Origin of the sequence: Mycobacterium sp. E2989 (assembly GCF_001667595.1) — a bacterium.
Taxonomy (GTDB): Bacteria; Actinomycetota; Actinomycetes; order Mycobacteriales; family Mycobacteriaceae; genus Mycobacterium.
In genome coordinates this window covers 1-19,485 of the sequence record NZ_LZJX01000061.1, presented here as the reverse complement: position 1 = coordinate 19,485, position 19,485 = coordinate 1, and the positions used below count along the sequence as shown (strand labels likewise).

General features: G+C 69.7%; 12 protein-coding genes. 7 read left to right on the top strand and 5 right to left on the bottom strand.

The window, feature by feature from the left end; translation table 11 throughout:
* Positions 1–299 precede the first annotated feature (299 nt).
* Entirely contained in the window at positions 300–2,099 is a 1,800-nt protein-coding gene (leuA, locus tag A5680_RS11810) for a 2-isopropylmalate synthase (RefSeq protein ID WP_067819433.1), read from the top strand.
* Here the strand turns inward: leuA and A5680_RS11805 are convergent.
* The 3 genes from A5680_RS11805 to A5680_RS11795 are packed head-to-tail and all read right to left on the bottom strand — an operon-like array spanning position 2,096 to position 4,147.
* Entirely contained in the window at positions 2,096–2,662 is a 567-nt protein-coding gene (locus tag A5680_RS11805) for a TetR/AcrR family transcriptional regulator (RefSeq protein WP_067819430.1), read from the bottom strand. The genes leuA and A5680_RS11805 overlap by 4 nt on opposite strands.
* Complete coding sequence (locus A5680_RS11800; protein ID WP_067819427.1) at positions 2,662–3,111, bottom strand: hypothetical protein; 450 nt, start codon at positions 3,109–3,111, stop codon at positions 2,662–2,664. Before A5680_RS11800 ends, A5680_RS11805 begins: the two co-directional genes overlap by 1 nt.
* Positions 3,112–3,154: 43 nt before the next feature.
* Positions 3,155–4,147: a DEDDh family exonuclease gene (locus tag A5680_RS11795; RefSeq protein ID WP_067819423.1), complete on the bottom strand. Its 993-nt coding sequence runs from the start codon at positions 4,145–4,147 to the stop codon at positions 3,155–3,157.
* Positions 4,148–4,337: 190 nt separating this feature from the next.
* Here A5680_RS11795 and A5680_RS11790 point away from each other — a divergent pair, with 190 nt between their 5' ends.
* The 3 genes from A5680_RS11790 to A5680_RS11780 are packed head-to-tail and all read left to right on the top strand — an operon-like array spanning position 4,338 to position 6,709.
* On the top strand, positions 4,338–5,567 hold the full coding sequence (locus A5680_RS11790; protein WP_067819421.1) for a Mur ligase family protein: 1,230 nt from the start codon (positions 4,338–4,340) through the stop codon (positions 5,565–5,567).
* On the top strand, positions 5,560–6,267 hold the full coding sequence (locus A5680_RS11785; protein ID WP_055399850.1) for a type 1 glutamine amidotransferase: 708 nt from the start codon (positions 5,560–5,562) through the stop codon (positions 6,265–6,267). Before A5680_RS11790 ends, A5680_RS11785 begins: the two co-directional genes overlap by 8 nt.
* 1 nt (position 6,268) lies before the next feature.
* On the top strand, positions 6,269–6,709 hold the full coding sequence (locus tag A5680_RS11780) for a hypothetical protein (RefSeq protein WP_082970345.1): 441 nt from the start codon (positions 6,269–6,271) through the stop codon (positions 6,707–6,709).
* A gap of 6 nt (positions 6,710–6,715) precedes the next feature.
* Here A5680_RS11780 and recR read toward each other — a convergent pair whose 3' ends face one another.
* The gene (recR, locus tag A5680_RS11775; protein ID WP_067819418.1) at positions 6,716–7,327 is read right to left on the bottom strand and encodes a recombination mediator RecR; all 612 of its coding nucleotides are present in this window, start codon (positions 7,325–7,327) and stop codon (positions 6,716–6,718) included.
* Positions 7,328–7,334: 7 nt separating this feature from the next.
* On the bottom strand, positions 7,335–7,682 hold the full coding sequence (locus tag A5680_RS11770) for a YbaB/EbfC family nucleoid-associated protein (RefSeq protein ID WP_055399844.1): 348 nt from the start codon (positions 7,680–7,682) through the stop codon (positions 7,335–7,337).
* 98 nt (positions 7,683–7,780) lie between these two features.
* On the opposite strand from A5680_RS11770, the gene A5680_RS11765 reads away from it, so the two are divergent.
* The 3 genes from A5680_RS11765 to A5680_RS11755 form a co-directional block, all read left to right on the top strand.
* A complete protein-coding gene (locus A5680_RS11765) occupies positions 7,781–8,554 on the top strand; it encodes an Rv3717 family N-acetylmuramoyl-L-alanine amidase (RefSeq protein ID WP_082970344.1) in 774 nt (257 codons plus the stop codon).
* Positions 8,555–9,212: 658 nt separating this feature from the next.
* A complete protein-coding gene (gene pks2 / locus A5680_RS11760; protein WP_067819412.1) occupies positions 9,213–15,425 on the top strand; it encodes a type I polyketide synthase in 6,213 nt (2,070 codons plus the stop codon).
* A gap of 14 nt (positions 15,426–15,439) precedes the next feature.
* Positions 15,440–19,485: non-ribosomal peptide synthetase (locus A5680_RS11755; protein WP_156675079.1), on the top strand; the 4,046-nt coding region annotated here is incomplete at its 3' end.

Below are 19,485 nucleotides of genomic sequence, written 5' to 3'. Positions count from 1 at the left end.
AACCCTCCTGTTTGTGTGGCTTCCCCGACCGTAGGGCCGGAGAACGCGGGTTGGCGTGAGTAGTGCGGTACTCGATTTCGGCGGCTCGCCGGCCACCGGGTGCCGGCCGGAGCCCGGCGGCCGCCGCCGTCGCAGCCAGCAGATTTCGATCGACGCGCCAATCGCGGTAGAGTGCTCCTCGTGCAGCGGGTGCTCCTCCTCGGACGCCGCGACGGGGTCTGATCCAGACCGGCCTCCCGTCGCGGGTGTTCGCGATGCGCCGGTCTGAGGTTCCTTCTGACACCCCCGGAGCAAATACCGTGACTTCCAATCCCGACTCCTTCACCTCGACCCGATCGATCGTCAAACCCGCGGGCCCGCCGGGGCCCGGCCAGCCCGCGTGGAATCCGCAGCGCGGTTCGGCGATGCCGGTCAACCGGTACCGGTCCTTCGCCGAGGAAGTCGAAGCCATCCGCCTGCCCGACCGCACCTGGCCCGAGCGGGTCATCGACCGCGCCCCGCTGTGGTGCGCGGTCGACCTGCGCGACGGCAACCAGGCGCTGATCGACCCGATGAGCCCCACCCGCAAGCGCCGCATGTTCGATCTGCTGGTCCGGATGGGTTACAAGGAGATCGAGGTCGGGTTCCCGTCGGCCAGTCAAACCGACTTCGACTTCGTCCGCGAGATCATCACCGAGGGCGCCATTCCCGACGACGTCACCATCCAGGTGCTGACGCAATGCCGCCCCGAGCTCATCGAGCGCACCTTCACCGCGTGCGAGGGCGCGCCGCGCGCCATCGTGCACTTCTACAACTCGACGTCAATCCTGCAGCGCCGCGTGGTGTTTCGCGCCGACCGGGCCGCGGTGCAGGCCATCGCCACCGACGGCGCCCGCAAGTGCGTCGAGGAGGCCGCCAAATACCCTGGCACCCAATGGCGTTTCGAGTATTCGCCGGAGTCCTACACCGGAACGGAGCTGGAATACGCCAGGCAGGTGTGTGACGCCGTCGGCGAGATCATCGCCCCGACGCCCGACAATCCGATCATCTTCAACCTGCCCGCCACGGTGGAGATGGCCACCCCCAACGTGTACGCCGACTCGATCGAGTGGATGAGCCGCAACCTGGCTAACCGAGAGTCGGTCATCCTGAGCCTGCATCCGCACAACGACCGCGGAACCGCCGTCGCCGCAGCCGAATTGGGCTTCGCCGCCGGCGCCGACCGCATCGAGGGTTGCCTGTTCGGCAACGGCGAGCGCACCGGCAACGTGTGCCTGGTGACGTTGGGGCTCAACCTGTTCTCCCGCGGCGTGGACCCGCAGATCGACTTCTCCAACATCGACGAGATTCGTCGCACGGTGGAGTACTGCAACCAGTTGCCGGTGCACGAGCGTCACCCCTACGGCGGCGACCTGGTCTACACCGCGTTCTCCGGCAGCCATCAGGACGCCATCAACAAGGGCCTGGACCAGATGAAGATCGACGCGGACGCCGCGGACTCCGACGTCGAGGACATGCTGTGGCAGGTGCCGTACCTGCCGATCGACCCCAAGGACGTCGGGCGCACCTACGAGGCGGTGATCCGGGTCAACTCGCAGTCCGGCAAGGGCGGCGTGGCCTACATCATGAAGTCCGACCACGGCCTGGCCCTGCCCCGGCGGCTGCAGATCGAGTTCTCCCAGGCGATCCAGAAGATCACCGAGGGCGAGGGCGGCGAGGTCTCGCCCAAGGAGATGTGGGACGCGTTCTACGAGGAGTACCTGGCCCCGGTGTGGCCGCTGGAACGGATGAAACAGCGGGTCGAGGCGTCGGAGGAGGACAGCGGCACCACCACGATCTCGGCGACCGTGAAGGTCAACGGCAAGGAAACCGAGATCAGCGGCGCCGGCAACGGCCCCCTGGCCGCGTTCGTCCACGCGCTGGACAGTGTCGGGTTCAACGTCGCGGTCCTGGACTACTCCGAGCACGCGATGAGCGCCGGTGACGACGCGCAGGCCGCGGCGTACGTGGAGGCGTCGGTGAACGGCCGCACCGTCTGGGGCGTCGGCATCGCGCCGTCGATCACGACCGCGTCGCTGCGCGCCGTCGTGTCGGCGGTCAACCGGGCGTCGCGGGTCTAGCCGTCGAAGTACGTCCCCAGCAGCCGGTCCACCAGGCCGGCGGGGTCGCCGGGTGCGCCCCCGATGGTCAGGTTGCTGAACACGTAGCCGTTGAGCAGGCGGCTCAGCTCCTCCATCTGCTCGGGCTCGGGCGTATAGCCCGCCGCCTCGAAGATCAGCGTGGCACTCTGCACCGCGGCTACCTGGAGGTCCTTCAGGAACGGCCGCAACTCGGGCCGGCGGGTGCCCTCCATGAACAGCTCGAACCGGGCCAGCGTGAACCGGCGGAACTGCTCGTCGGGCACCGAAAGCAGTTGCGTCATCAGCGCTTTGACGCCGTCGCGGGTGAGCGATCCGATCGCGGCCCGCAGGGCTTCGACGCGCCGCCAGTGCAACTCGACGGTGCGGGCGGCCGTGGCTTCCAGCAGGGACTGGCGCGTCCGGAAGTAGTTCGAGGTCGTCCCGGCGGGCAGGCCGGCGCGGTCGTCGACCTGGCGATGCGTCAGCCCGCCGACGCCCACGTCGGCCAGGATGTCGATCGCAGCGTCGAGCAACTGCGCGCGGCGCTCCGGGTTGGGCGGCATCAGTCTTGCAAGCGCAGTCGCCAGAACATGGTCAGGAACGCCGGATAGACGACGAGCAGCAGCAGATAGCTGAACCACATCGGAAACCAGGTCACGAACTTCAGGTCCTTGATCACGTAGTCGAGGTAGATGTGCAGCGGCACGCTGCCGGCGATGTAGACCACCGATGCGGTGAACAGCGTCCGGTGCCGGTTGCTGGAAAATTTGACGCGCCGCCATACCAGGATGCCGGTGATGCCGGCGTACGTCATGGGCACCAGCAGGATCCGGTCGTTGGTCAGCGTCGCGGCGTGCTGCAGGGTGAGGGCGTCGCCGAAGATCACCCGGTAGAGATGCAGGGCGCACCCGAGCGAGATGGTCAGCATGGCCGCGGGTCGGAAGAAATAGCCGTGCCGGCGGAAGGACGCCCACCACGAACGCCTATGTACTACATCTGTAGTGGTACTCATGCCGCAACGGTAGCACTACAGGCGTAGTGGTACAAGGGGTTCCTCAGAACAGCGCGAGCTGCTGGTGAACCTCGGTGGTGTCGGTGAACTCCTCCATGCTGGTGCCGCCGAGGACGACGCGGATGGCGTCCATGAACTGCGCGTCGGAGATCACCGGCACCCCGAGCTGGCGGGCCAGGTAGCCCTTGCCCTGATCCGGCGCCGGATCGTTGCACACCACCAGCGACGTCTCGCCGTCGACGGCGTCGGTGTAGGCCAGCCCGGCATGCAGGATGCGCTCGACGAGTTCTTCGTGGGTGCGGCCGACCTCGGCCGCGAGGGCCACCCGCATGCCCTGGACCAGGGGCCTGCCGCACACATACAACCCGGGGTTCAGATACGGGCAGGGCATCCGCGAGGCGAGCACCTTCAACGGGCGCAGCTCGTCGTGGGTGACCCGGCCGTTGGGCCAGCGGCGGCGGGTCACCGGGTGCACCGGCAGCCAGATGTCGCGTTCGCGCGCCCGCTCGAGCGCCGAGGCGAGCACACCCGTCAGCACCATCGCGTCGTCGAAGGCGTCATGCGGCCGTTCCTGGGTCACGCCCCAGTGCGCCGCGAGCGTCTCCAACCGCAGATTGTCGATGCCGAGGTCCAACCGTCGGGCCAGCTCGACCGTGCACATGACGGATTCGATGGGAAGTTCGGCCTCGGCGACCTCGGCTTCGGCGGCCAGGAACGCGTAGTCGAAGGCGACGTTGTGCGCCACCAGCGTGCGGCCGTCCAGCACCTTGATCACGTCGTCGACGACGTCGGCGAACTGCGGCTGGTCCTCCAGCATGGCGGCGGTGAGCCCGTGCACGTGGGTGGGACCCGGGTCCACGCCGGGGTTGAGCAGGCTGACCACGGATTGTTCGACGCGGCCGTCGGCGTCGAGACCGAGCACCGCCAGGCTGATGACCCGCGCCTGGCCCGGCCGGAAGCCGGACGTCTCGACGTCGATGACGGCCCAGCCCCCGTCCGGCTCGCTGGCCGGCCGCCCCCAGGACACCCGGTTCATGAATTGAGGATGGCACGTCCGACCGACATCGCCTGGTCGCTGCGCCGCCGTGTCGGTCGCTGAATTCGATCAGGGCGACCCGCAGCGCCCGGCGCTCTGCACCGCGCTCGCGATCGCCCTTAGCCGATGAGGGCGACCCGCAGCGCCCGGCGCTCTGCACCGCGCTCGCGATCGCCCTTAAACTGCCCGGGTGGTTACCGCCCGTGCACGCCTTGCCCTCGCCGCGGGAGCGAGCGCGCGCTGGGCCTCGCGGGTGACCGGTCGCGGGGCCGGGGCCATGATCGGTGGCCTGATCGCGATGACCCTGGACCGCTCGGTGCTGCGTCAGCTCGCGGCCGGACGCCGCACCGTCGTCGTCACCGGCACCAACGGCAAGTCGACCACCACCCGGATGACCGCCGCCGCCCTGGGCACGCTGGGCGCGGTGGCCACCAACGCCGAGGGCGCGAACATGGACGCCGGGCTGGTGGCGGCGCTGGCGGCCAACCGCGCGGCGCCGCTGGCGGCCCTGGAAGTCGACGAGATGCACGTGCCGCACGTTTCGGACGCCGTCGAGCCGGCCGTCATCATCCTGCTCAACCTGTCCCGCGACCAGCTGGACCGCGTCGGCGAGATCAACGTCATCGAGCGCACGCTGCGGGCGGGGCTGGCCCGGCACCCCGGGACGGTCGTGGTCGCCAACTGCGACGACGTGCTGATGACGTCCGCGGCCTACGACAGCCCGAACGTGGTGTGGGTGGCCGCCGGCGGCTCCTGGGCGAACGACTCGGTCAGCTGCCCGCGCAGCGGCGAGGTCATCGTCCGCGACCAGGGCCACTGGTACTCGACCGGTGCCGACTTCAAGCGGCCCAGCCCGCAGTGGTGGTTCGACGACGAAACGCTGTACGGGCCCGACGGGCTGGCCCTGCCGATGCGGTTGGCGCTGCCGGGCGCGGTGAATCGCGGCAACGCCGCCCAGGCCGTCGCCGCCGCCGTCGCGCTCGGCGCCGACCCGGCGAAGGCGGTGGCCGCCGTTTCGGGCGTCGACGAGGTCGCCGGCCGCTACCGGACCGTCCGGGTGGGCGCGCACGAGGCGCGAATCCTGCTCGCCAAGAACCCGGCCGGCTGGCAGGAGGCGCTGTCGATGGTCGACAAGCAGGCGGCCGGGGTGGTGATCTCGGTCAACGGGCAGGTGCCCGACGGCGAGGACCTGTCCTGGCTGTGGGACGTGCGCTTCGAGCACTTCGAAGAGACAGCGGTCGTCGCGGCGGGCGAACGCGGCACCGACCTGGCGGTGCGCCTCGGGTACGCGGGGGTCGAGCACACGCTGGTGCACGACACCGTGGCGGCCATCGCGTCCTGCCCGCCGGGGCGGGTCGAGGTCGTCGCCAACTACACCGCCTTCCTGCAGCTGCAACGGGCGTTGGCGCGCCATGGCTGACTCGACCGTGCGGATCGGGCTGGTGCTGCCCGACGTGATGGGCACCTACGGCGACGGCGGCAACGCGCTGGTGCTGCGCCAGCGGCTGCTGTTGCGGGGCATCCCCGCCGAGATCGTCGAGATCACGCTGGCCGACCCGGTGCCGGATTCGCTGGACCTCTACACCCTGGGCGGGGCGGAGGATTACGCGCAGCGGTTGGCCACCCGGCACCTGATCAAACATCCGGGGCTGCAGCGCGCCGCGGAGCGGGGGGCGCCCGTGCTGGCGATCTGCGCGGCCGTCCAGGTGCTCGGCCAGTGGTATGAGACGTCGGCGGGCGAACGGGTCGACGGCGTCGGCATGCTCGACGCCACCACCTCGCCGCAGGATGCCCGCACCATCGGCGAGCTGATCACCAAGCCGCTGCTGCCCGGGCTGACCCAACGGCTCACCGGTTTCGAGAACCACCGGGGCGGCACGGTTCTCGGTCCCGCGGCGGCGCCGCTGGGCGCGGTGACCAAGGGCGCGGGCAACCGGGCGGGCGACGGCTTCGACGGCGCCGTGCAGGGCAGCGTCGTCGCCACCTATATGCACGGGCCGTGCCTGGCCCGCAACCCCGAACTGGCCGACCTGTTGCTGGGCAAGGTGGTGGGCGACCTGGCGCCGCTGGACCTGCCGGAGGTGGAGTTGTTACGCCGGGAGCGATTGGGGGCGCGCTGAAGTGAGGAAAGACATCGCCAGAGGAAGCCGGCCGGCGTTGGCGGGCGGCGGCGCCCTGCTGGTTGCAGCCGCATTGATCGCGCCGGTGCCCGCGCACGCCGCCCCGGAGGTGCCCAGCGGCCGGTACACCGTGCTCTATACCGACAGCGACAAGTCGACCAATTGGATGTTCGCCCCGTGCGGGTCGGACTGCACGCTGGCGACCTCGCAGGACGGCGGGACGTTCGTCATCAGCTGGGAGTTCGACCTCGCGAACGGACGCTGGACCCACAGCGGCGCGACGCAGGCGCCGTGCGCGAACGGAGCCTCCGTCCCGGCAACCGTCGACTACAGCTTCGACGCCGTGTCGCTTGCCGGTGAGGGTCGGACGACCACGTCGGACGGGTGTGGCGGCGGTCCGGGCTCGACCGTCACTCGGCCGTTCCGGTTAACCAAGTCCTGAGCGACCTCAGACCATCGCCCGGCGGCCGGCGAGCGCGCGACCCAGCGTGAGTTCGTCGGCGAACTCCAGGTCGCCGCCCATCGGCAGGCCGGACGCGATCCGGGTGACGGTCAGCCCCGGGATGTCGCGCAGCATCCGGACCAGGTAGGTGGCGGTGGCCTCGCCCTCGGTGTTGGGGTCGGTCGCGATGATCACCTCGGTGATGTCGACGCCGTCGACCCGCTCCCCGATCCGGCTCAGCAACTCGCGGATCCGCAGCTGCTCGGGCCCCACCCCGGACAGCGGATCCAGCGCACCGCCCAACACGTGGTAGCGGCCGCGGAACTCTCGGGTGCGCTCGACGGCCTGCACATCCTTGGGCTCCTCGACGACGCACACCAGGGAGCCGTCCCGACGCGGATCCGAGCAGATCCGGCAGCGCTCGTTGTCGGAGACGTTGCCGCACACCGCACAGAACCGCACACCGTCGCGCACCTTCCCCAGCGCCGCGGTCAGCCGGTCGATGTCCGGCGGTTCCACGGACAACAGGTGGAAGGCGATGCGCTGGGCGCTCTTGGGCCCGATACCCGGCAGCTTGCCGAGCTCGTCGATCAAATCCTGGACGGGTCCTTCGAACATGAACGATCTAAAGCCCCGGCGCCGGCGCCGGTGGCTGGCCCGGCGGGGGCCCGCCGAATCCGCCGGCCAGCGCCCCCAGCCGCTCCTGCGCCATGCGGGTGACCTGCTTGGAGGCGTCGGACATGGCCCCGACGATCAAGTCTTGCAGCGTCTCGACGTCGCCGGGGTCGACCACCTTGGGATCGATCTGCACCGCGACCACCTCGCCGCTGCCCTTCACCGTCACCCGGACCAGGCCACCGCCGGCCTCGCCGTGCACCTCGGCGTTGGCGAGTTGTTGCTGGGCTTCCATCAACTTCTGCTGCATCTGCTGCGCCTGGGCGAGCAGCGCCGACATGTCGCCTCCGGGTTGCATGACAGTCCCCTCGCATCTTGGTCTCGAGTTGGTTTCGCCTGCGGGTGTCCGGCGATTCGAAACCCCCAGCGTAGACCGCGCGAGGCTACCTTTGCGCCGTGGACCTACGAGCGAGCAGGCGTGTCGGCATCAGGTTGGTCATCGGTGTGCTGGTTGCCGCTTCGGCGGCGATCACCCCGGCCACGCCCCCCGCCGCGTGGGCGGTCCCGTCCAACATCGCCGGCATGGTGGTCTTCATCGATCCCGGCCACAACGGTTCCAACGACGCCTCCATCAACCGGCAGGTGCCCACCGGCCGCGGCGGAACCAAGGACTGCCAGGCCAGCGGGACGTCGACCAACAGCGGCTATCAGGAACACACCTTCACCTGGGACACCGCCCTGCGGGTGCGCGCGGCGTTGAACGCCCTGGGCGTCCGGACCGCGATGGCGCGGGGCAACGACACCGGCCTGGGGCCCTGTGTCGACGAGCGCGCCAACATGGCCAACGCGCTGCACCCCAACGCGGTTCTGAGCATCCACGCCGACGGCGGACCGGCGTCGGGCCGGGGATTTCACGTCAACTACTCCGCCCCGCCGCTCAACCAGGTGCAGGCCGGCCCGTCGGTGCAATACGCCCGGATCATGCGCGACCAGATGCAGGCCTCCGGGATCCCGCCGGCCAACTACATCGGGCAAAACGGGCTGTACGGGCGGTCGGACCTGGCCGGGCTGAACCTGGCGCAGTACCCGTCGATCCTGGTCGAGTGCGGCAACATGAAGAACCCCGCCGATTCTGCGCTGATGGAGTCGGCCGAGGGCCGGCAGAAATACGCCGACGCGATGGTCCGCGGCGTCGCCGGTTTCCTGGCCTCCCAGGGCCAGGCGCAGTAGAGCGCCCGCCTCGGAAGCGGTTCTCCGCCGGGCCGTCCGACCAATCCCGGCTTAACACCTGGCTAACACACTGATCGCAGCGAGGAATTTGCCTCAACGCGGCGCGCGCCCAGGTGACCTTATGTATGGTTTGTTGCACGCATGTCGACTTGCGGTGTGGGAGAACCGATGATCGTCACTCTGTCGACAACGACAATGACAACGCGCTCGTCGCGGCCGGTGACAACCGGCGCGGGACGGGGCGGGGCGGGGCTTCGCCGAGGCTTCGGCCACCTGCCGGATGGGCGAGAACGCGCCCATCCTCGCTGCGTGCGTGCGCCGCGCCCGGCCGAATTGAATATCGGGGGCGACGAAGGAGCGGCAGCGGCCGCCCCGGCGCGGCCACCGGGATACAGGGCTTCGAGGCTGGGCAAGGCCGGATGAAATTAGCGGGCCGGACGCGTCCACTGCTGGGGCGGCAAACGGGAGCGTGGCCTTCGCGGGCATCGGGTCACTCCCGCGCGCACTGGCGGCCCGCTCTGTCGGTGGAGAACGGTGCCCATTTGCTTAGGAAGGTCACGAGCAAAGCACGGCGAGAGCACGAACGGCGGGGATCCACCAACCGATTTGGGCTCGAACGCTCGTACCGCCCCGTCGGATAAGAAGAGGGTGAACGGCCGTGGAGCCAGCGGGTGCCACTTCCACTGCTGTCATCGGCATGGCCTGTCGACTGCCGGGCGGAATCGACTCGCCCGAACGGTTGTGGGAGGCGTTGCTACGCGGGGATGACCTCGTCACCGAGGTGCCCCCCGACCGGTGGGACGCCGAGGAGTACTACGACCCGCAGCCGGGGGTGCCGGGTCGCTCGGTGACCAAGTGGGGCGCGTTCCTCGACGACGTCGCCGGGTTCGACTGCGACTTCTTCGGGATCACCGAGCGCGAGGCCGTCGCGATCGACCCACAGCACCGATTGCTGCTGGAAACCTCTTGGGAGGCAATGGAACACGCCGGGCTGACGCGCGAGACCGTGGCCGGATCGCTCACCGGGGTGTTCGTCGGTTTGACGCACGGCGACTACCAGCTGCTGGCCGCCGACGCGCACGCCGTGGAGGGTCCGTACGGATTCTCGGGCAGCAGCTTCAGTTTGGCGTCCGGCCGCATCGCGTACGCGTTGGGCGTCCACGGCCCGGCGGTGACCGTGGACACCGCATGTTCGTCGGGGCTGACGGCGGTGCACCTGGCCTGCCAGAGCCTGGGGAACGGGGAAAGTGACCTCGCCCTCGCGGGCGGCGCCACCGTGATCCTGGATCCGCGAAAGTTCGTGGCGGGCTCGGCGGAAGGCATGCTGTCCCCGTCCGGGAGATGCCACGCGTTTGACGTCGCGGCCGACGGATTCGTCTCCGCCGAAGGCTGTGTGGTGGTGCTACTCAAGCGGTTGTCCGATGCGCTGCGCGACGGTGATCGCGTCCTGGCCGTGATCCGCGGCTCCGCCGCCAATCAAGACGGCCGCACCGTGAACATCGCGACCCCGTCGGTTGCCGCGCAGACCGCGGTGTACCGGGCGGCGCTGGCCGCCGCCGGCGTCGACGCCGGCAGCATCGGCATGGTGGAGACCCACGGCACGGGAACGCCGGTCGGTGATCCGGTCGAATACGCAAGCCTCGCAGCGGTTTACGGTGCGGACGGCCCCTGTGCGCTGGGCGCGGTCAAGACCAATCTCGGGCATGCCCAGGCGGCGGCCGGCCCGATCGGCATGATGAAGGCGATTCTGGCCGTGCAGCACGGCGTGGTGCCGAAGAATCTGCACTTCACCAGCCTGCCCGACGAGATGGCCGCGATCGACACGAATCTTTTCGTGCCGCAATCGATTACCCCCTGGCCCCGCAGCGGCGGGCATCCCCGGCGGGCGGCGGTGTCCTCCTATGGGCTGTCCGGAACCAACGCTCACGTCATCGTCGAGCAGGCGCCCGAACCCCCTGCCGATCAGGTCCTTTCGCCCGAGCCGGTGAGGGCGGCCCCGCTGGTGTTTCCGCTGTCGTCGAGCTCGGCCGGGGAGCTGCGCCACACCGCAAGCAGGCTGGCCGACTGGCTGGCGGCGCGCGAGGACGTCAAGTTACCGGACCTGGCCTACACGCTGGCGCGTCGGCGCGCGCACCGCCCGGTGCGCGACGCCGTCATCGCGTGCGGCCGCCCGGAGCTCATCGAGGCCTTGCGTGAGATGGCCGCCGGCGACAGTCCCTGCCCGGCCGTGACCGGCCAGGACGACCGCGGCGCGGTGTGGGTTTTCTCGGGGCAGGGCTCGCAATGGGACCGGATGGGCGCTGAATTGCTCACGGCTGAGCCGGTTTTCGCCGCGACCGTCGCCGCGGCCGAGCCCCTGATCGCCCATGAGTCGGGATTCTCGGTGACCGAGGCGCTGACCGGCTCGCAGGCCGTCACCGGTATCGATCGGGTTCAGCCGACCCTGTTCACCATGCAGGTCGCGCTGGCCGCCACCCTGCGCGCGTACGGCGCGCACCCCGGCGCGGTCATCGGGCATTCCCTGGGCGAGGTCGCCGCGGCCGTCGCCGCCGGGGCCCTATCGCTTCAGGACGGGGCGCGCGTCATCTGCCGGCGCTCGCGGCTGATGTCCCGCATCGCCGGCGCCGGCGCGATGGCGTCGGTGGAACTTCCTGCCCAGCAAGTGCTTTCGGAGTTGGTCGCCCGCGGCGTCGACGACGCCGTGGTGGCGGTGGTGGCCTCGCCGCAGTCCACGGTGATCGGCGGTGCCACCCAAACGGTCCGCGACATGGTCGCGGCCTGGGAGCTACACGACGTGATGGCCCGCGAAATCGCCGTCGACGTCGCCTCGCACTCCCCGCAGGTCGATCCGATCCTCGACGACCTGGCCGACGCGCTCGCGGAGCTGCGCCCGATGCCGCCGGACGTCCCCTTCTTCTCGGCGACGTTGTACGACGCGCGCGAGCGGCCGGTGTGCGACGCCGAGTATTGGGTGCAAAACCTCCGCCAGATGGTGCGGTTCGCCCCGGCGGTCCGGGCTGCCCTCGAGGAGGGGTACCGGGTCTTTGCGGAACTGGCGCCGCACCCGCTGCTCACCCATGCGATCGAACAGACCGCCCGCAGCCTCGACATGCCGCTGGCCGCGCTGGCCGCGATGCGCCGCGGCCAGCCGATGCCGCACGGGCTGCGCGGCTTCGTGGCCGAGCTGCACAGCGCGGGCGCCGCGGTCGACTTCTCCGTGCTCTACCCGAATGGCCGGGTGGTGGATGCGCCGTTGCCCACCTGGACCCACCGTCGGCTGTTGTTGGGCCGGGGTGAGCGGGAACCGTCGACGCGGGGCGGCACCATTGCGGTCCATCCGCTGCTGGGCGCGCACGTGCGCCTCCTGGAGGAACCCGAACACCACGTCTGGCAGGCCGAGGTCGGCACCGCCGCCCAGCCGTGGCTGGGCGATCACCACATCCGCGACGTCGCCGTGCTTCCCGCGGCGGCGTACTGCGAGATGGCGCTGGCCGCCGCGCGCACCGTGCTCGGTGACCCCGCCGAGGTGCACGACCTGCGCTTCGAACAGGCGCTGCTGCTGGACGAGCAGACCACCGTCGGCGCCTCGGCGACGGTCTCGTCGCCGGGCACGGTCCGATTCGCCGTCGAAACCAAACAGCAAGGGCCCCATGCGACGGCGGTCCTGCGCGCCGCCGCCGACCAGCGACCGGCCACCCGCGACGTGCCCGCGCTGCTCGCCGCCCACCCGCGCCGCGAGGACGGCGCAGAGGTGCGCGCACGCCTGGACCGGCGCGGTGTTCGCTACGGCCCGGCGTTCAGCGGCCTGATCGCGTTGCACACCGGTGAGCAGGAGACCGAAACCGTCCTGGCCGAGGTCGCCCTGCCCGGCCAAATCCGTTCACAACAACAGGCTTACGGGGTGCACCCGGCGTTGCTCGACGCGTGCTTCCAGTCGATCGCAGCGCACCCGCGGGTGCAGGCCCTGGGCCAGGACGTGTTGGCACTGCCGCTCGGCATCGGACGGATTCGTTCCCACGGCGCGGCCAAGACCGCCCGCTACTGCTACACACGGGTGACCAGAGCCGACCTCTCCGGGGTGGAGGCCGACCTCGACATCCTCGATGGGGATGGGGTGACCCTCCTGGTGTTGCAAGGGCTGCGGTTGGGCACCGGGGCATCCGGCGCCGAGCACCACGATCGCCTATTGGCGGAGCGGTTGCTGAGCATCGAATGGCGACAGCGGGATTTGCCCGAGGCGCAGTACGCCAGCGCCGGGACCTGGCTGCTGGTCAACACCGCCAGCGATCTGGGTTTGACGGATGCGCTGAAACGCGCTGGCGGGCAATGCATCACCATGTGCTGGCCAGCTGGCGCCGATCACGTCGCGGCCGCCACGGAGCTCCGCGATCAACTGCGCCGCGGCGGATTCAGCGGAATGGTGGTGCTGACGGGATCGCGAACCGATGCGACCGATGGCGAATCCCCGCGGTTGGGTTGTGAATCCGTGCAGCATCTGGTCCGCATCACCCGCGAATTCGCGGACTTCCCCGCGGCCCTTCCGCGTCTCTACGTGGTGACGCGTAACGCCCAGACCGTGGTGGCCGGCGACGTGGCCAACCTGGAGCAGGCCGGGCTGCGCGGCTTGGTGCGGGTGATCGGCACCGAAAATCCGCACCTGCGCGCCACGCAGATCGACGTGGACCAAACCACCGACCCCGAGCACCTGGCCCGGCAACTGCTCAGCGGGTCGGACGAGGACGAGACCGCGTGGCGAGAGGACACCTGGTATACGGCGCGGTTGTCCCCCGCCCCGCTGCGGCCCGAGGAGCGGCGCACCTCCGTCGCCGACCTCGGGCAGGACGGGATGCGTCTGCAAATCGGCGCCGCCGGCGACCTCGGGTCAATGGAACTCGTCTCCTGCGAACGCGTTTCGCCCGGGCCGGGTCAGATAGAGGTCGCGGTCAGCGCTTCGGGAATCAACTACGCCGACCTGCCGGCCGCGCTGAACGGTGACCCGCGGCGGCCTCCGGGTACCGATTTCGCCGGAGCGGTGACCGCGGTCGGCCCCGGCGTCGTCGGGCCCAAGGTGGGCGATCGCGTCGGGGGTCTGTGCGCCGGGGGCTGTTGGGGCACCTTCGTCACCTGTGACGCGCGCCTGGCGGTCACCCTGCCGGCCGGGCTGTCCGACGAAGCGGCGGCGGCGATTCCGACGTCGCACGCCGTCGCGTATCACGGATTACACGAGCTGGCCCGCATGAAGGCCGGTGATCGGGTTTTGATCCACTCCGCGACCGGTGGGGTCGGGCAGGCGGCGATCGCGATGGCCCGCGCCGCGGGCGCCGAGGTCTTCGCCACCGCCGGCAGCGAGGCACGGCGGGAACTGTTGCGCGACAACGGCATCGATCACGTGTACGACTCGCGAGACACCGCTTTCGCCGAGCTGATACGCCGTGACACCGATGGGTACGGCGTGGACATCGTGCTCAACTCGGCTCCCGGCGCCGTCCAACGGGCCGGAATCGAATTGCTCGCGCCCGGAGGGCGATTCATCGACATCAGCGGGCACGAGGCCCGCCTGGGCCAATTCCCCGCGCGCAACCTCGCGTTCCACAGCGTGGATCTCAAGTTGCTGGCGGCCAGCCAGCCAGACCACGTACAGGCCCTGTTGACAACGGTGTACCGGCTGATCGCGGACGGCGCGCTCCCGACGCCGAGCGGCACGCACTACCCGCTTGCCGAAGCCAACAGCGCCCTTCGCATGCTGCAGGGCGCCCGGCACATCGGCAAACTCGTGCTCGACGTACCCCACAGCGGCATGCGCCGGGTGGTGGTGCCGCCGGCCCAGGTCCCCGTCTTCCGACGCGATGGCGCCTACCTCATCACCGGTGGGCTCGGGGGCCTGGGGCTATTCCTGGCGGAGAAGATGGCGGCCGCCGGCTGCGGCCGCATCGTGCTGTGCTCGCGATCCCAGCCGACGCAGGATCAACTGGAGACGATCGAGCGCATTAGGACGAGCGGTACCGACGTCGCGGTGGAGTGCGGCGACATCGCCCAGCCCGGCACCGCGCAGCGTCTTGTCGCCGCCGCGACCGACACCGGCCTTGCGGTGCGTGGGGTGCTCCACGCGGCCGGGGTTGTGGAGGACGCCACGTTGGGCAACATCACCGGCGACATCGTCGAACGTGGCTGGACGCCAAAGGTTTACGGCGCGTGGCAGCTGCACACCGCCACCGCCGGCCAACCCGTGGACTGGTATTGCTCGTTTTCCTCCGCCGCGGCGCTGGTGGGCTCCCCGGGGCAGGGCGCCTACGCCGCGGCCAGCAGCTGGCTGGACGCCTTCACCCACTGGCGGCGGGCTCAGGGCCTGCCGGCCACCACCATCGCCTGGGGCCCCTGGGCCCAGATCGGGCGGGCCACCGCCCTGGCCGAAAGTTCCGACCTGGCAATCCATCCCGACGAGGGCGCCCACGCATTCGAAGCGCTGCTCCGCCACGACCGCGCCTACACCGGGTACGCGCCCGTCACCGGCTCCTCATGGCTGCAGCTCGTGGCCGAGCGCAGCCCGTTCGCCGAAGCGTTCCGCTCCACGGGGAACCCGACGGGCACAAGCAAGCTGCGCGCCGAACTCGACGGGTTGCCATTGGATGAATGGCCAACCTCGCTGCGCCGCCTGATCTCCGACCAGGTCAGCCTGATCCTGCGCCGCAGCGTCGACCCCGACCGCCCGCTCTCCGGATACGGCATGGACTCACTCGGTGCGCTCGAACTGCGCACCCGCATCGAATCCGAAACGGGGGTGCGCATCCCATCCGCTGACATCTCCACCATCACGATCCGTGGTCTGGCGACCCTGCTGTGCGAGAAGCTCGCGCCCGCGGAGGTCGCCTGATGTCGAGCACATCGATGCAAGCCGACGAGCGCCGACTTCCGCTGACACCTGGACAGCTGGACATCTGGCTCGCCCAGGAAACGGGCCGCTCCGCGACCGACTGGCAACTCGGCCTGTTCGTGAAAATCGACGGCCGGGTCGAGCGGAAGCCCCTCGAGTGGGCGATCCGCCGAGCGCTGCGCGAGGCCGAGCCCGTCAGGGCCACGTTCTTCGCCGAGGACGGCCAGGTTCTGCAGAAGACGATCGATGAGCCCGATGTCGAGCTCGCTTTCCATGACCTGCGCGGCTCGGATCACGCCGTGCAGGAGGCCCGCGAAATCGCGGCATCGATTCAGCGGGCGCCCATGCCCCTCACCGGGCCGCTGTTCAAATTCGCGCTCTTTCAAACCGCATCCAACGAATTCTATTGGTTCACTTGCTGTCACCACATCGTCGTAGACGCCTCCGGCATTGCGCTGATCGGCCATCGGATCGCCACCCTCTACTCCGCTGTCATGGCGGGTGCACCGATGCCACCGCCGTTCTTCGGCTCGCTCGAGGACTTGGTCAGATCCGAGGCGGAATACGAGGCCTCGACCGATTACCTGGAGGATCGGGACTATTGGGCTGAACACCTGCCAACGACAACGGTTTTCGACAGGCTCGCGCGCGACGGCGGTGAGCGCGGCCCATACCGGTCTTCCGCCCCGGTTGCGCTCGATCCGGTGGTCCTCCGCCGCGTCGACGAGCTGTCGCACGCGTGGGATATGCCCCGCTCGTCGGTGATCACCGCCGCGTGCGCCCTGTTGATGCGCGCGTGGTGCGGTGACCGCTCGGAGGTGGTGCTCGACTTCCCGGTGAGTAGGCGGGTTTCCCCGGAGTCCAAGACCCTTCCCGGAATGCTCTCCGGCGTCGTTCCGCTGGTCTTGAACGTTGCGCCGGAAGCAACGGTGAGCGATTTCTGTCGCCACGTCGACACCAGAATTCGGGAAGCGCTGCGGCATCAGCGCTTTCCGGTAGGCGCGCTGGAACGCAAAGCCCGGCCCGGCGATCCCCGTCAGTTCACCCAGCGAGTGAGCATCAACTTCCTTCCCGCTGCGATGGCGCTGGACTTCGCCGGCCTGTCGGCGTCGGCGTCGTACACCAATTCGGGCCTCGCCGACGGCTTGGGATTGTTCTTCTCCGCCGTCGGTGACCACCTGTTGTTCGGCATCGAAGGCGCCGGACAACAATTCCCGGACTTTGCCGTCGCGGACATCGCGGAGCGGCTGCGGCGGGTGCTGGCGGCGATGACCGCCGACCCGGCGCGCGGTCTGCTGTCGATCGACCCATCCAACGCCGAGGAGGCCGCGCGCCTGGACAGCTGGGGCAACCGTGCGGTGTTGACCCGGCCCGCGGTGCCGGCGACGATTCCGGAGTTGTTCGCCGGCCAGGTGGCGCGGGCCCCGGAGGCGGTGGCGGTGACCTTCGACGGCCGCTCGATGACCTATCGGGAGCTCGACGAGGCCGCTAACCGATTGGCGCACCGTCTGATTGAACGCGGGGCCCGGCCGGGCGGGTGCGTAGCACTGCTGTTGCCCCGGTGCGCCGACGCGGTCACGGCGATGCTTGCGGTACTCAAAACCGGTGCGGCGTACCTGCCGATCGATCCTGGTCTGCCGCAGGCCCGAATCGGGTTCATGCTGGCCGACGCCGGCCCCGTCGCCGTCCTGACGACCGCGGAGTTGCGGCGGGTGGTGGACGGGCGCGCGGTGACCGTCATCGACATCGCCGATCCGGCGGTGGAGGCCCGGACCGCCACCACGTTGTCCGCGCCCTCGGCCGACGATGTCGCGTATCTCATTTACACCTCCGGGACCTCTGGCGAGCCGAAGGGTGTTGCGGTCACTCATCAGAACGTGACGCAGCTCTTGCGATCGCTCTACTCGGATCACCCGGGACGGGCGTGGGCGCAGTGGCATTCGTTGGCGTTCGACGCCTCGGTGGAAGAGATCTGGAGTGCGCTGTTGTTCGGGGGGCGGCTGGTGGTGGTCCCCGAATCGGTGGCCGGCTCACCGGACGAGCTCCGAGCCCTGCTGGAGGCCGAGCGGGTCGACGTGTTGAGTCAAACCCCCTCCGCCTTGGCGGTTCTACCCTCCGAAAGTTTGGTGGCGGCATCGCTATTGGTCGCCGGCGAGGCATGCCCGGGCGAGATCGTGGACCAGTGGGCGCCGGGACGGGAAATGGTGAACGGCTACGGCCCCACCGAGACCACGGTGTGCGCGTCCAGGAGCGCGCCGCTGGCGCCGGGCTCGGGTGCGCCGCCGATCGGCGCGCCGGTGCCGGGGGCGGCGCTGTTCGTCCTCGACGGCTGGCTACGGCCGGTGCCGGTCGACGTGGTCGGCGAGTTGTATGTGGCGGGCCGTGGTGTGGGCGTCGGCTATTGGCGCCGGACGGGCCTCACGGCGTCACGCTTTGTCGCCTGCCCGTTCGGGCCACCCGGAACCCGGATGTACCGCACCGGGGACCTGGTGCGCTGGGGCAGCGACGGGCAGCTGCACTACCTCGGTCGCGCCGACGAGCAGGTCAAGATCCGTGGCTACCGAGTCGAACTCGGCGAGATTCGGGCCGCACTGGCGGGGCTGGACGGCGTCGATCAGGCGGCCGTGATCGCCCGCGAAGACCAACCCGGGGCCGAGCGCCTGGTCGGCTACGTCACCGGGACAATGGACCCGGACGCCGCGCGCGCCGAGCTGGCCGAGCGGCTGCCCGGCTACATGGTCCCCGCGGCCATCGTCGTGTTGCAGGCGCTGCCGCTGACGGTCAACGGCAAGCTCGACACCCGGGCGCTGCCGGCACCGGAATTCGCCGATGCCAATAGATTTCGCGCGCCGGCCACCGCCGTGGAAGAGGTGCTGGCCGACGCCTACGCGCAGGTGCTGGGGCTCGAGCGGGTCGGCGTCGATGAGTCGTTCTTCGATTTGGGTGGCGACTCGCTGTCGGCTATGCGTCTCGTCACCGCCGTCAACAAGTCGTTGAATGCCCGCCTTTCGTTGCGCACCCTGTTTGACGCGCCCACGGTCTCGCTGTTGGCACCCCACCTCGCCGAGGACGGAACCGCGCGTCAACCGTTGGTGGCGGGCGACCGGCCGTCCGTGATTCCGTTGTCGTTTGCCCAGAGCCGACTTTGGTTCCTGGCGCACTGGCAGGACCGCGCCGCCACCTACAACATGCCCACCGCGTTCCAAATCGGCGGGCCGTTGGATCTCGAGGCGCTGGCTGGTGCGCTCGACGATGTCATCGAACGCCACGAATCCCTGCGAACCGTGTTTCCGGACACTGGCGGTGTCCCGTTCCAGCGGGTGCTGCCGGCCGAACGCGGCATGTGGCATCGCGGGGATGCGGCGGTGGTGCCGTTGCCGGAGGACGAAGTGACCGCCGAGTTGATCGCGCTCGCCGGCTATCGGTTCGACCTGTCGACGGACATCCCGATTCGTGTGCGCGTGTACTCGGTCGGTGCAGGCCAGCATGTGGTGGGAATCGTCCTACACCACATCGCCTTTGATGCGTTGTCGCTGGCGCCGATGGTTCGGGACCTCAGCGCGGCGTATGAGGCGCGACGGCAGGGCCACGCCCCCGATTGGGCTGATTTGCCGGTGCAGTACGCGGATTACACGTTGTGGCAGCGGGCACAGTTTGGTGACCTTGAGGATGGCTGCGGTCCGATCACCCGCCAGTTGGCGTATTGGCAGGATGCGCTGGCCGGGATTCCCGAACGTGTGGAGTTGCCGACGGATCGGCCGTATCCGGCGGTGGCCGATCAGTGCGGGGACACGGTGGTGGTGGATTGGCCCGCGGAGCTGCAGCGGCGGGTGCGCGCCGTGGCGCGCGAGTGCGGCGCGACGAGTTTCATGGTGGTCCAGGCCGCGTTGGCGGTGCTACTCTCGCGCGTGAGCGCGAGCCCCGATGTGGTGCTTGGCTTTCCGACCGCCGGTCGTGACGACCCCGCGCTCGACGATTTGGTTGGATTCTTCGTCAACACGTTGGTGCTGCGGGTGGACGTGGCCGGTGATCCGACCGTCGGCGAGCTGTTAAGCCAGGT